The 13447-nt window shown below is 67.7% G+C and carries 14 protein-coding genes; 11 read left to right on the top strand and 3 right to left on the bottom strand.

Annotated elements, in window-relative coordinates:
- Positions 1–93 precede the first annotated feature (93 nt).
- From IPK81_11595 to IPK81_11575, 5 genes are all read left to right on the top strand, one after another.
- On the top strand, positions 94–480 hold the full coding sequence (locus tag IPK81_11595; protein QQS14732.1) for a nuclear transport factor 2 family protein: 387 nt from the start codon (positions 94–96) through the stop codon (positions 478–480).
- A 325-nt stretch (positions 481–805) separates the two neighbouring features.
- The gene (locus IPK81_11590) at positions 806–2551 is read left to right on the top strand and encodes an RNA-directed DNA polymerase (GenBank protein QQS14731.1); all 1746 of its coding nucleotides are present in this window, start codon (positions 806–808) and stop codon (positions 2549–2551) included.
- A gap of 156 nt (positions 2552–2707) precedes the next feature.
- Entirely contained in the window at positions 2708–6388 is a 3681-nt protein-coding gene (locus IPK81_11585; protein ID QQS14730.1) for a hypothetical protein, read from the top strand.
- A 23-nt stretch (positions 6389–6411) separates the two neighbouring features.
- The gene (locus IPK81_11580) at positions 6412–6696 is read left to right on the top strand and encodes an RNA-binding S4 domain-containing protein (protein QQS14729.1); all 285 of its coding nucleotides are present in this window, start codon (positions 6412–6414) and stop codon (positions 6694–6696) included.
- Between the two features lie 101 nt (positions 6697–6797).
- Positions 6798–7133, top strand: coding sequence for a ferredoxin family protein (locus tag IPK81_11575; protein ID QQS14728.1), 336 nt, complete (start codon positions 6798–6800; stop codon positions 7131–7133).
- 323 nt (positions 7134–7456) lie between these two features.
- Here the strand turns inward: IPK81_11575 and IPK81_11570 are convergent, their stop codons facing one another.
- The gene (locus tag IPK81_11570) at positions 7457–7675 is read right to left on the bottom strand and encodes a hypothetical protein (GenBank protein QQS14727.1); all 219 of its coding nucleotides are present in this window, start codon (positions 7673–7675) and stop codon (positions 7457–7459) included.
- 142 nt (positions 7676–7817) lie between these two features.
- Between IPK81_11570 and IPK81_11565 the strand changes: the two genes are divergently transcribed.
- The 5 genes from IPK81_11565 (at position 7818) to ptsN (ending at position 11740) form a co-directional block, all read left to right on the top strand.
- Positions 7818–8567 (top strand): CarD family transcriptional regulator, encoded by a 750-nt coding sequence (locus tag IPK81_11565; protein ID QQS14726.1) that lies wholly within the window; start codon positions 7818–7820, stop codon positions 8565–8567.
- A gap of 269 nt (positions 8568–8836) precedes the next feature.
- Positions 8837–9337, top strand: a complete 501-nt coding sequence (locus tag IPK81_11560) for a damage-inducible protein DinB (protein ID QQS14725.1) — start codon at positions 8837–8839, stop codon at positions 9335–9337.
- A gap of 200 nt (positions 9338–9537) precedes the next feature.
- A complete protein-coding gene (locus tag IPK81_11555) occupies positions 9538–10374 on the top strand; it encodes a hypothetical protein (GenBank protein ID QQS14724.1) in 837 nt (278 codons plus the stop codon).
- Between the two features lie 248 nt (positions 10375–10622).
- Entirely contained in the window at positions 10623–11216 is a 594-nt protein-coding gene (gene raiA / locus IPK81_11550; GenBank protein ID QQS14723.1) for a ribosome-associated translation inhibitor RaiA, read from the top strand.
- Between the two features lie 56 nt (positions 11217–11272).
- Positions 11273–11740, top strand: coding sequence for a PTS IIA-like nitrogen regulatory protein PtsN (gene ptsN / locus IPK81_11545; GenBank protein QQS14722.1), 468 nt, complete (start codon positions 11273–11275; stop codon positions 11738–11740).
- A 23-nt stretch (positions 11741–11763) separates the two neighbouring features.
- Here ptsN and IPK81_11540 read toward each other — a convergent pair whose 3' ends face one another.
- Positions 11764–11979, bottom strand: coding sequence for a hypothetical protein (locus IPK81_11540; GenBank protein ID QQS14721.1), 216 nt, complete (start codon positions 11977–11979; stop codon positions 11764–11766).
- A gap of 32 nt (positions 11980–12011) precedes the next feature.
- Positions 12012–12392 (bottom strand): Hsp20 family protein, encoded by a 381-nt coding sequence (locus IPK81_11535; protein QQS15069.1) that lies wholly within the window; start codon positions 12390–12392, stop codon positions 12012–12014.
- A gap of 276 nt (positions 12393–12668) precedes the next feature.
- Here IPK81_11535 and IPK81_11530 point away from each other — a divergent pair, with 276 nt between their 5' ends.
- Positions 12669–13442 carry an enoyl-CoA hydratase gene (locus IPK81_11530; GenBank protein ID QQS14720.1) on the top strand — a complete coding sequence of 258 codons (774 nt, stop codon included), beginning with the start codon at positions 12669–12671 and terminating at the stop codon, positions 13440–13442.
- The last annotated feature ends 5 nt before the right edge of the window (positions 13443–13447 follow it).

Below are 13447 nucleotides of genomic sequence, written 5' to 3'. Positions count from 1 at the left end.
CGTGGACGCCAACCGCCTCCCCCATCCACCTTCACCTCAGCCGCCCGGCGGGTCTATGATCCCGGCCGACGATCCCATCGGGAGGACACCGCCATGGACGGCAGCACGGTTCCGCACGTCACCCTGGAGCGGCTGCGCGAGATCGGGGCGGCGTTCGCGCGGCACGACGTCGACGGCATCGTCGGCGCCTTCGCCGCGGACGGCGAATTCCGCAACGCGCGCGGCCCGGACGTGTGGGGCAAAAGCTACAAGGGCCACGCCGCGATCCGGAGCTACTTCGAGCCGCTGTTCGCCTCGGTCAGCGACGTGCAGTGGCGGCACACCTCGGAGTTCGTCTGCGGCGACCGCGCCGTGACGGAGTGGCACCGCACCGCAACCCTGCCGTCGGGCGAGCGGCAGGAATGGCTGGGCTGCGACCTCTACACCTTCCGCCACGGGCTGATCGTGATGAAGGACACGTACATCAAGGTGGTGGGGTAGCAGTTTCGCAATGCCACATCTATTTGGTAGGCGCAGCTCTAGTGGTGTCGTTCAGCGAGACGAGATAGAGGCGGCACGAAACTTCGCGCTAGGCGTCAGGCGAAAACACCAATTGTCATCCATTTAGGGTTGACTGAGTACATTGCTAGTGCGACCGTAGAGGGGGCTTGCAAGCAGATTTGTTGTCGTGTCTCGCGACATAAGATCGAACGTCAGAGGGGATTGCTCCCCAGGATGCTCGAAGCGCGCATAGCGTCACGTAACGGATAGCCTAGCGGTTTCGCGTAAGAGTGCTTGCAAGCCCACTATTGGTTGGGCGATTTCAATGTCCGTTCTTCAGAAACTCAAGGACGCGAAGTCACTTAAAGAGCTTGCGATATTGCTATCGTTCAAGCCTTCGCGAGTTTCGTACTTATTGTATAAGCTTGATGCGGAAAAGAAGTACAGTAAGTTTCAAATTCCCAAAAAATCAGGCGGAATACGCGAAATCCAGGCCCCCGAGCCCAGATTGAAGGCTCTGCAAAAGAGTCTCGCCGATCTGCTCTACGAATGTACGCTCGAAATTGAAAGCAATGGCAAAAAGCGCCCCTCGCTCTCGCATGGGTTTCGGAAGCATCATTCAATCGTAACCAACGCACGTGGTCACAATGGCAGGAGATACGTTCTCAACGTTGACTTAGAGGGATTTTTTCCCTCAATAAACTTCGGGCGTGTTCGCGGCTTCTTTATTGCCGACAAATCATTTTCTCTAAATGAAAAAGTCGCCACTGTTGTCGCACAGATCGCCTGTTTCGAGAATAAACTTCCGCAAGGAAGCCCGTGCTCGCCCGTCATTTCGAATCTTATTGGGCATCTGCTGGATGTTCGACTAGTACGCCTAGCAAAAGCTCAAAAGTGCTCCTACTCGCGATATGCTGACGACATAACATTCTCTACCAATCAGAAGAATTTTCCGCCGGCCATGGCTGTACAAGACGAGAAGAATCCGGAGAAGTGGATTGCTGGGACGACTCTTAGTAAGACTATTGAAAATGCGTGGTTTAAGGTCAATCACGCAAAAACGCGACTACAATCGCGCACAAAACGGCAATCGGTAACAGGAGTGGTTGTAAACAAGCATGTAAATGTAGAGGCGAGCTACTATAAGAATGTGCGCGCGATGTGCCATAGCGTCTTTGCAAAGGGCGAATATCATAAGCCAATTGTGAAAAGCGGCGACCCGTCCAAAGGTGCAGAGCCTAGCGGACCGGAAATGCTGAAGAACATCGCTCCGCTCGAAGGAATGCTTGCTCACATAGACTACGTTAAATTTGGGCGAGACTCCCCCCGCAGCACCGTGGAGAACGCGAGCGGTAAGAGTAGACCTCCGGCGACACGGCGCCTCTATGAGAAGTTCCTGTTTTTCAAGCATTTTGTCTATCTCGACAAGCCGCTCGTGCTTTGCGAAGGAAAAACAGATAATGTTTATCTACACGCGGCTATTCGGCAGCTTAAGGCACATCACTCCACCTTCATTGGTGGTAGCGATCAGAAGCCAGAAATGAAAATTCGATTCTTTAAGTACTCTAGGACATCAAATGGAATTTTAGGTCTCAATGGAGGGTCGGGACACCTTGCAAATCTGATAGCCTACTATTCCAAAAACTTGAAGGATTACAACTTCGCACCTCTTTTGCAGCCTGTGATCGTATTGATCGACAATGATGATGGCGCGCCGCCGATCTTTAAAACAATAAAGCAAAATTATAAAGTTACAATTGACCATTCATCAGCAGATTTATTCTACAGGATATGCCACAACTTGTACTTGGTGAAGACGCCGGAAAAAGCAACGACATATAAATCATACATTGAAGAACTATTTGATGACACTGTCCTTCAGAAAAAACTTAATGGCAAAACATTCACCACAAAAAAAGACTATGATAAGGCCACCCAGTATGGAAAAGAATATTTCTCTAAGTACATAGTACGCCCAAATGAAGCGTCAATTAACTTTACAAAGTTCTCCCCCCTTCTCGATCGAATCGCCTCTGCGGTCTCACACTATGGCGCCGCCGCCGACAAGTGAGTGCGAAACGCTTGGGCGGCGCTGAGTCGGCGCGACAAGAAGCTGCGAGTGCGGGAGAGCTAGCTTGAGCTGGCCTCCCGAAGCCGCTCCTTGGTTGATTGTCATCGTCGACACGCGGCTCTTGCCCTTCCTGCCCGGCACCTGCGATCCTCCCCCATGACCTCCTCCCCGGCCGCGCCCGGCCGCCTGACGGCGGTGCTCGGTCCGACCAACACCGGCAAGACGCATCTCGCGATGGAGCGCATGCTCGGCCACGGCTCGGGCATGATCGGCTTCCCGCTGCGCCTGCTGGCGCGCGAGAACTACGACCGCGCGGTGCGCCAGGTCGGCGCGCGGCGGGTGGCGCTGATCACCGGCGAGGAGAAGATCTCGCCGCCCAACCCCGATTTCCTGATCTGCACCGTCGAGTCGATGCCGCTGGAGCGGCCCGTGCGGTTCCTCGCCGTCGACGAGATCCAGATGGCGGCCGATCCGGAGCGCGGACATCTGTTCACCGACCGGCTGCTGCGCGCCCGTGGGCTGGACGAGACCATGCTGCTGGGCGCCGACACGATGCGGCCGCTGCTGCGCAGCATGTTCCCCGGCATCGACGTGGTGGCGCGGCCGCGGTTCTCGACGCTGAGCTTCGCCGGCGCCAAGAAGGTGACGCGGCTGCCGGCGCGCTCGGCGATCGTCGGCTTCTCGGCCAGCGAGGTCTACGCGCTGGCCGAGCTGGTGCGGCGCCAGCGCGGCGGCTGCGCCGTGGTGATGGGCGCGCTCAGCCCGCGCACGCGCAACGCCCAGGTGGCGATGTTCCAGGCCGGCGAGGTCGACTACCTCGTCGCCACCGACGCCATCGGCATGGGCCTGAACATGGACGTGACGGCGGTGTGGTTCTCGGGGCTGCGCAAATTCGACGGGCGGGGCCAGCGGCCGTTGCGCAACGAGGAGCTCGCGCAGATCGCCGGCCGCGCCGGCCGCCACATGAGCGACGGCAGCTACGGGACCCCGGCGGAGTACCCGCCGGTCGACCAGGAGCAGGTCGAGGCGATCGAGGGCCACCGCTTCGATCCGGTGCGCTTCGTGCAGTGGCGCAACCACGATCTCGATTTCGGCTCGATCAAGCGGCTGATGGATTCGCTGTCGGTCGGGCCGGACCGCGCCGGGCTGCAGCGCGCCCGCGACGCCGACGACGTGCTGGCGCTGGCGGCGCTGGCGACGCGGCCGGAGGTGTCGCGCGCGGCGGTGAGCGTGCAGCGCACAAGGCTGCTGTGGGACGTCTGCCAGGTGCCGGATTTCCGCAAGACCCTGAGCGAGGAGCACACCACGCTCTTGACGCAGCTCTACGGCCATCTCACGTCGGGGGACGAGAAGCTGCCGGAGGACTGGGTCGACAGCCACGTCAAGCGGCTGGAGCGCTACGACGGCGACATCGACACGCTGATGGGGCGGATCGCCCATACCCGGACATGGACATACGTGTCGCACCGCGCCGGCTGGCTGGAGCGCGCCGCCCATTGGCAGGAGCGGGCGCGCGCCATCGAGGACAAATTGTCGGACGCGCTGCACCAGCGGCTGACGCAACGCTTCGTGGACCGGCGCACGGCTTTGCTGGTAAGGAAACTGAAGGAGCCGGAGGATTTGATGACGGGCGTCACGGAGACGGGCGAAATCTCGGTCGAGGGGGAGACTCTCGGGCGGCTGGAGGGATTCCGCTTCGTGCCCGAGGCCGCGTCCAGCGAGGGCGCCGACCAGAAGACCGCGGCGACCGCCGCCATGCGGGCGCTGCGCCAGGAGATGCCGGCGCGGCTGGAGCGGTTCGCCGCCTGCGGCGACGTCGAGATCGGACTCGACGCGCAGCTGCGCATCACCTGGAAGGGCGGCGCGATCGCGCGGCTCCTGCCCGGCGCCGACGCGCTGTCGCCCAAGGTCGAGCCGCTGTCGAGCGACCTGCTGGACGGGCCCGGCCGCGAGATCGTGCGCAAGCGCTGCGCGGACTGGCTCGAGGCCAGCATCAAGAAATCGCTGCCCGACCTGATGCAGGCGCGCGCCGCCGAGCTGTCGGGTCCGGCGCGCGGGCTGGTGTTCCAGCTCGGCGAGGCGCTGGGCGCGATGCAGCGCGCCCCGGTCGAGGCCCAGATCGCGGCCATGAACGACGAGGACCGCAAGGCGCTGGCGCGCGCCGGCGTGCGGGTCGGCGTCTACACCGTCTACATCCCCACCATGCTCAAGCCCGGCGCGATCCGGGTGCGGGCGCTGCTGTGGGCGATCGCGCGCGGCCGCGACGCGATCCCGGCGCTGCCGTCGGAGGGCCGCACCTCGGTGGCGCTGACGCCCGAGATGGACCGCGATTTCCTCGCCTCGGTCGGCTACCTGACCCTGGGCGACCGCGCCATCCGCGCCGACATGGTCGAGCGGCTGGCGTGGATGGCGCGCACCGCCGTGCGCAACTCGCGCGAGGCGCACAAGGCGGCGCTGGACCGCAAGGCCGCCGAGTCGGCGCCTGCCGCCGCCGCGCCCGCGTCGGGCGAGAGCGCGGCCGCCAAGCCGACCGCCGCTGCGCCAGTGACGTCGACCGACGGGTCGTCGAAGACGCCGACCGGTCCGTCGCAGACGACAGACGAGGTCAACGAGTGGATGATCGCCGCCGCCGCGCTGGGCGAGGCGATGGACATGGCCGACAGCGAGGACCTCGCCGCCGCCAAATCCGCCAACGACGACCATCCCCAGGACGCGCCGGACACCGCCGCTGTCGCGCCCGAGTCCGCGCCGGCTCCCGCCGAAGCCGCGCCGCCCGTCGCCGAGACCGCGCCCGCTCCGGCCGAGGCTGCGCCGGCCGAGACCGCGCCCGCTCCGGCCGAGACCGCGACGCCCGCCGCCGAGGCCGCGCCGGCTCCGGCCGAGCCCGCGCTGCCGCCGAACGTGCCGGTGTGGAACCGGCCGTCGCGCGAGCTGGCCGGCGCCGTGCCGGTGGCCGAGATCTTCTCGCTGGCGGAGCGGCGCTGGATCACCGTCGAGGCGCCGCACCAACCGGCCGGCGGCAAGGGTAAAGGCAAGGGCCAAGGCCAAGGCCAGCAGCAGCAGCGCGTCGCGGCGCCCCCCGCGCCGGCGTTGCCGCCCGGTCATTTCCGCGCCGCGCCCGAGATGCTATCGCTCGTGGGCTGCGGCGAGGCCGAGATGGCCGGCGTGCTGCGCGGCCTGGGCTACCGCGTGCACCAGCCGCCGGAGGACGCGCCGGCCGGCAGTTTCGTGACGTTCTCGGTCAAGCCGCGCTTCGTGCGCGAGCGCGAGGCGCGCCAGCAGGATGGCGGCGGACGCCGCGAAGGCGGCCGCGACGGCGAGCGCCAGGGCGACCGCCGGCCGCCGTGGCGCCGCGAGCGCGGCCCGGACGATCGTCCGCCCCGGCCGTCGCGCGACACCACGCCCGGCGTCGATCTGGCGACCGCGTCCGGCGGCGAGGCCCGCGCGCGTCCGACCGGCGACGGCAAGTTCGCCAACAAATTCGGCAACCGCCGGTTCGAGGGTCCGCGGCGCGACGGCGCCCCCGGCGGTCCGCCGGCCGGCGGCGCGCCGCGCGGCGACGGTCCGCGTGGCGACGGGCCTCCGGCGGCGGGCGAGCGTAAATTCGGCGGCGGCGGTCCGGGCGGCGAGCGCAAGTTCGGCGGCGGCGGCGGGCCGCGCGGCGACCGGCGCGGCGGTCCCGGCGGCGATTTCCGCGGCGAGCGCCGCGGCAACGACCGCGACCGCATGGGCGGGCCCGAGACGCGGCTGGTGGCGAGCACCGAGAAGAAGGGCGACAACACCGCCGACTCGCCGTTCGCCAAGCTGCTCGAGCTCAATCTCGGCCGCAAGAAGTAGCGCCAGCCGGACCTTCGCCGGCGATGGACGGGCCCGCGACGCTGCGTCTCGACAAGTGGTTGTGGCACGCCCGCTTCTTCAAATCCCGGGCTCTGGCGACCAAGGCGGTCGAGCGCGCGCCGTTCCGCGTCGACGGCAGGCGGGTCGACAAGGCGCACGCCCTGGTCGCGCCGGGCATGGTGGTGACCTTCGCGCTGGGGCCCCGGGTGCGGGTGGTGCGAGTGCTGGCGCTGGGCGTCCGGCGCGGGCCGGCGCCGGAGGCGCGCGCCCTGTACGAGGACCTGTCGGACGGCGCGACCGCCGCCTGAGGCGCCGCCCGGGGCGCGGGCTGTTGCGCGCGTGGGCGCGTCGCGGTAAGAGCGCCGGCCTTCAAGCATTTCCGCGCCGCGGCGCGTTTGTGGAGCCATCGATGGCCTACGTCGTCACCGAAGCCTGCATCAAGTGCAAGTACATGGATTGCGTCGACGTCTGCCCGGTCGACTGCTTCTACGAGGGCGAGAACATGCTCGTCATCAATCCGGACGAGTGCATCGATTGCGGCGTGTGCGAGCCGGAATGCCCGCCGGAGGCGATCCGCCCGGACACCGACGGCGACCAGACCCGCTGGCTGGAGATGAACCGCGAGTATTCGGCGCTGTGGCCGAACATCACCCGCAAGGGCGAGGCCCCGGCCGACGCCGACGAGTTCAAAGGCCTGCCGGACAAGTTCGCCAAACTGTTCAATCCGAACCCGGCCAAACGCTGATTTCTCACGAGGATGCGACAATTCGGCGTAGTCGACGTGCCGGTTGTCGCGTGTTGAAATAAACTTACTTAACAATCAGAATCGGTGAAATCCGACGCCGTATTTCGCCTCTTTTCTGCACAAATCGGCCTTTGATTGCGTGTTTGGGCCGCGAATTTGACGGACCATTGCGGCGTGCGCATGGATTTTCGCGCATGGCCGGTCTCGAACGTTGCTTTTTTGCAACATTCGTCGGGACTCCCTCCCGGTTTCGTGGTAAAAGGTAAGGGCTTGACGATGGTCCGTGGGGACCTTCTCCAGCCCGGTCCAACCGGCCGGCCAACTCAGTGCAACGGGCGCGAAAAATAACCGCTCCGGCGGCGGGGGATGTTTGTCCCTGACGGAAAGCGCCCGTACACGATCGAGCTGGTCGAACCGAGGATCGGGAAGGTGGAGGGCGGTGGCGACGCCGCCGGATCGACGCCGGGCGCCGTGTGCTGAGAGGGACGGAAGATGGCCACGAAAAAGAGCGTGACCGCGGCGAAGGCGCGCGCGGCGGTCAAGGCGTCGGCTCGCAAGCCCGTCAAGGGCAAGGCCGACGCGGGCAAGGGCGCGACTTCCAAGGCGGCCCGTACGGCCACCCCGCCCCGGCGGGATGTCCGTGCCAAGGCCGTCAAAGCCATCGGACCGAAAGCGAAAACCCTCATGAAAACCGACAAGACGCAGGCCGTGAAGGCCATCGCCGCCAAAGTCGCCGCCGCCAAGGCGTCCGACAAGACGGCGGCGCGCGCCCCCGTCACCAAGCCGACCCTCGTGAAGGCGGTCGCCACGCCCGTCGTCGTCGCCAAGCCGGCCGCCGCCAAGGCCGCCGCGCCCGTGAAGGCCGTCGCGCCGGTCGAGGTCGCCAAGCCGGTGGTCGTCGCCAAGGCGCCGGAGATCAAGGCCGTCGATGTCGTGTTCGACAAGGGCGATTTCGTCGTCTACCCGGCGCACGGCGTCGGCCGCGTCGTCGACATCGAGGCGATGAAGATCGCCGGCACCACCATCGACGTGTTCGTGATGTCGTTCGAGCAGGACCGCATGACGCTGCGCGTGCCGGTGGCGAAGGCGAAGTTCTCCGGCCTGCGCAAGCTCAGCTCGCGCAAGATCATGGACAGCGCGCTCACCACGCTGAAGGGCCGCGGCCGCATCAGCCGCGCCATGTGGAACCGCCGCGCCCAGGAGTACGAGGCCAAGATCAACTCCGGCGACCCGGTGTCGATCGCCGAGGTGGTGCGCGACCTGCACCGCAACGCCGGCCAGCCCGACCAGTCGTACAGCGAGCGCCAGATCTACGAGGCGGCGCTGGACCGGCTGGCGCGCGAGTTCGCCGCCGTCGAGCGCATCGACAAGGAGCAGGCGACCGAGAAGCTGACCTTGGTGCTCAACGCCGCGCTGATGAAGCAGGCCGCCTGAGCCCGGGTTTCCTGGGAGATCCGAGACGGGCGGCCGCGAGGCCGCCCGTTTTCGTTGGCGCGACCCGATCGTCCGCGTAAATATATTGATTAATTCAATCAATATTGACGACATGAGCGCCGGGCGCGACGCTAACGTCGCTACACCGCTACACCGCTACACCGCTACACCGCCACACCGCCACACCGCCACACCGCCACACCGCCACACCGCCACACCGCCACACCGCCACACCGCCACACCGCCACACCGTCGCCCGGAGTCTCGCGATGAAAGCCCATGTCGAGATGTTCGCCGGCTACAACGCCTGGGCCAACCGGCGCCTGTACGAGGCGGCGGCGACTCTTAGCGAGACGCAGTACCACGCCGATCGCGGCGTCTTCTTCGGCTCGATGCACGGCACGCTGAACCACCTGCTGGCGACAGATCTGATCTGGATGCGGCGATTCACGGGCGAAGGGCCGGCGCCGGACCGGCTGGACGCCATCCTGTTCGACAATCTCGACCAGCTGCGCGCCGCCCGCGAGAACGAGGACCGCCGCATCGTCGACTGGGTCGCGGGCCTCGACGATACGCGGCTGGCCGGCGTCATCCGCTACCGCCGCGTCAGCACGCCGGACGAGTACGTCCAGCCGCTGATGCCGGCGCTGGCGCACTGGTTCAACCACCAGACCCACCATCGCGGCCAGGCGCACACCATCCTCACCGGCCTGACCGGCACCGCGCCGGAGCTCGACCTGCTTTTCTACCAGCGCCAGGTGGCGGCGTAGGCCGGCCACGCTGGGCCCGCTTCGTCATCCCGAGCGCCGCGAAGGATCCTTCGGCGGCGTGCGATGCGGGAAGGATCCCTCGCCGCGCTCGGAATGCCGCCGGGGGCGCGGAACGGCGGTGCCGGGATCCGACGGCGGTATCGGCCGCCGGACGGCGGTGGATGAATCCCGACGGGCGTCTCGTGTAGTCTGACGGCCGGATGACCGGCGCTCCCCTATTCGTCCCGTTGCGGCGACCGAAGCGGATCTGGGCCGTGGCCGCCGTGCACGGCGCCGCGGCGCGTCTGCGCGCCCTCGGCCGCATGGTCGGGGAGCGCGCCGCGGCGGGCGATGCGCTGGTGTTCCTCGGCGACGTGATTGGCGGACCACCCGGCGGCGAGGCGCGCGAGGCGGGCATCGACTCCGGCGCGGCGCTCGACGCGGCGCTGGCGTTGCGCCGGCAGATCCTGGCGCTGCCCGGCGCGCGCGCCTGCGACGTCGCCTATCTGCGCGGCGCCCAGGAGGAGATGTGGAGCAAGCTGTCGGAGCTGCAGTTCGCGCCGGCGCCGCGCGACATCCTGCGCTGGATGGCGCATCGCGGCGTCGCGGCGACGCTTGAGACATACGGCGGCGCCGACGCGCTCGACGAGGGCGCGCGCGCCTGCCGGGAAGGGCCGATGGCGATCGCGCGCTGGACCTCGACCCTGCGCCAGGAGGTCCGCGCCCGGCCGGGCCACGCCGACGCGATGGCGGCGATCCGCCGCGCGGCGCTGACGGAGGACCGCAAGGTGCTGCTGGTCAACCACGGGCTCGACGCCACGCGGACGCTCGAGCGCCAGGGCGACGCGTTCTGGTGGGGTGGCCCGGCGCCGTTCGAAACGATCCTCCAACCCTACGGACCGGTCCGTCGCGTCGTGCGCGGCCGGGCGGCGGGGCATCCCGGCGTGGTCGAGCGGCCGCACACGCTGACGCTCGACGCCGGCTGCGGCTTCGGCGGCCCGTTGCTGTGCGGATTGCTGGACGGCGACGGCGCCGTTTTGGACGTTCTCCGCGCCTGAGCAGGCCGGGGGTGTTGCGGCCGGCGCCGCCGCTCCCTACGTCAAAGGCGTGGCGCGGCGTTTGCTTCGGACGAGGCGACCGTGGTGCCGGTTTCCGCAACGCGACGGCGGCGCGGCGGCTGGCACGGATCATGAACAAGACCATCGCTCCGTCGCCTTGACGGGGTATGGGCGGGGGTCCATATGGTGCGCCGCTTCCGCGACCCGGGGATCGCGACGGGCGATGCCTCCAAGCCTTTGTGGAACCAATGAATCTCACCGTTAGCGGCAAACAGATCGATGTCGGCGAGGCGCTGCGCGGCCACGTCGTGGACGCGCTCCAAGCCGCCGTCGGCAAGTACTTCGACGACGCGCTGGAGGGCGATGTCACCTTCTCGCGCGACGCCCATCAGTTCCGCTCGGACATCGCCGTCCATGTCGGGCGCAATATCCTGGCGCACGGCCATTCGCTGGCGAACGACCCCTATCTGGCGTTCGACGCGGCCTGCGAGAACGTCGCCAAGCGGTTGCGCCGGCACAAGCGCCGGCTGCGCGACCACCGCGCCAGCGCCGCCCGGCAGAGCGAGGAGATCGAGGCGCGCTCCGCGGTGCTGGCGATCGAGCGTATCGAGGCCGCCGACGACGCCGCCGAGGGCGAGTCGGGCCACGACGCCCTGGTGATCGCGGAGATGACGACGTCGGTGCAGACGCTGACGGTCGGCGAGGCGGTGACCCGTCTCGACCTCGGACAGCTGCCGGCCCTCATGTTCCGCAACCGCGGCAACGGCCTGTTCAACATGGTCTACCGGCGCGCCGACGGAAACATCGGCTGGGTCGACCCGCAGAACGGCCGCGACGGCTGAAAGACGAACCGCCCCGGACGTCCCACGCCCGACCAACGACGGAAAACCGCCCGCCCATGGAACTCAACGATCTCCTCGGCCCCCGCTCGGTGATCGCCGATATGCGCGCCGGCACGAAGAAGCAGGCGCTGCACGAACTGGCGCTGCGCGCCGCCGAGATCACGGGCCGCAACGAGAGGGCGATCTTCGACGTGTTGCTCGAGCGCGAGCGGCTGGGATCGACCGGTCTGGGCGGCGGCATCGCCATCCCGCACGGCAAGCTCGCGGGCCTCGACCGCCTCCACGGGGTGTTCGCGCGCCTGGTCACGCCGATCGACTTCGAGGCCATCGACCAGCGTCCGGTGGATCTGGTGTTCATGCTGTTGGCGCCGGATTCGGCCGGCGCGGACCACCTCAAGGCGCTGTCGCGGGTGTCGCGCGCGCTGCGCGACCGCGCCCTGGTCGAGAAGATCCGCGCCACCGACCGCGCCGACGCGGTCTACGCGCTGCTGATCGATCCCGTCAGGCCGCCACAGGCGGCCTGACGCTCGTTTCCCTCCGCCCGTTCCTAGTGGACGAGCGCCGGCTCCATGTCGTTCTGACGCACGATGGTCTGCGCGATCTCGATCGAGGTCGCGCCCGCCAGCGGCCGTCCGTCGGCCGCGAACACGCCGATGGCGTGCTTGCCGTCGGGCAGCGTGATCGGACGCAGATACGCGATCTGGTCGGCGCCGAACGCCGCGAACTCCGCCGACGTGAGCGTCTTGAGGGGGGACTGTTCCAACATTTCTACCTCCTGCCGCTGGACGCCGCGGGTCAGCCCGCGACGTCGATCGTCTTGCCGCGCGCCTTGTCTCTGGCGCCGGTCTCGATGCGGATGGTCTTCACCTTCGGTTCGACGGCCGGCCGCGCGAGATCGATTGCGAGAAGCCCGTTGTCGAGCTTCGCGCCGACGATCTCTATGCCGTCGGCCAGCATGAAGGCGCGCTGGAACTGCCGCGCGGCGATGCCGCGGTGGAGGTAGACGCGTTCCGGTTCGTCCTTTTGCCTGCCGCGCACGTTGAGCTGGTTCTCGACCACCTCGACGGCGAGGTCGTCGGACGCGAAGCCGGCGACCGCGAGCGTGATGCGCAGACCGTTCTCGCCGATCCGCTCGATATTGTAGGGCGGATAACCGTCCGACGCCGCTTTGGACATGCGGTCGAGCGAGCGTTCGAACTGGTCGAACCCGAGCAGGAACGGCGAATTGAACAGCGAGACGCGAGTCACGAAGACCTCCCTCCATCGAGCGAATGGTCCAACGAAGGCCCCGAAGGCGCCTCCGCACGGTTGATGTGGTCATGACGACCCGCGAATCAAGTCCCGGCCGGCCCGGCGTGGCCCGTTCCGGAGGCCGGACCGGCGGGTCCGCCGGCGATTGACCGGGCCGGCCGGCCGCGGTTCGATCCCGTCCCCGCCCGCCGGAGCGCCGCCATGACAACCCCAGCCAACGTCTCGGTGTCGATCGACGCCGGCGTGATGGTCCTGACGATGGATCGTCCCGAGAAGAAGAATGCGCTCACCCACGCCATGTACGCCGGCCTCGACGCGGCCCTGCGCGCGGCCGAGGACGATCCCGCTGTCCGCGTCGTGATGATCACCGGCGCCGGCGACGCCTTCACGGCCGGCAACGACCTCGGCGATTTCGCGGCCTCGCCGCCGGTCGACCGCGAGGCGCCGGTGTTCCGCTTCCTCGAGGCGATCGCCGGCGCGCGCAAGCCGCTGGTCGCCGCCGTCAACGGCCTCGCGGTCGGCGTCGGCACGACCATGCTGCTGCATTGCGACCTGGTCTACGCGGCGCGCTCGGCGGTGTTCTCCGCGCCGTTCGTGAACCTGGCGCTGGTGCCGGAGGCGGCGTCGTCGCTGCTGCTGCCGCGCGCCATCGGGCGCCCGAAGGCCGCCGAACTATTCCTGCTGGGCGCGCGGTTGACGGCGGTCGAGGCGGAGGCCGCCGGGCTGGTCGGCGCGGTGTTCGACGACGGCGCGCTGCGCGGCGAGGCGATGGCGCGCGCCCGCGCGCTCGCGGCGCGGGCGCCGGGCGCGGTGCGCGCCACCAAGGCGCTGATGAACCGCGGCGACGAGCCGGTCGTGGCGCGCATGGCGGCCGAGGCGGCGGTGTTCGCCGAACGGCTGCGTTCGCCCGAGCTGGCCGAGGCGGTGCGCGCGTTCATGGAGAAGCGGGCGCCGGATTTCAGCCGCGCCTCGTGACGGCG

The organism is Rhodospirillales bacterium (assembly GCA_016699855.1).
Taxonomy (GTDB): Bacteria; Pseudomonadota; Alphaproteobacteria; order Reyranellales; family Reyranellaceae.
This window is presented reverse-complemented; position numbering and strand designations above follow the sequence as displayed.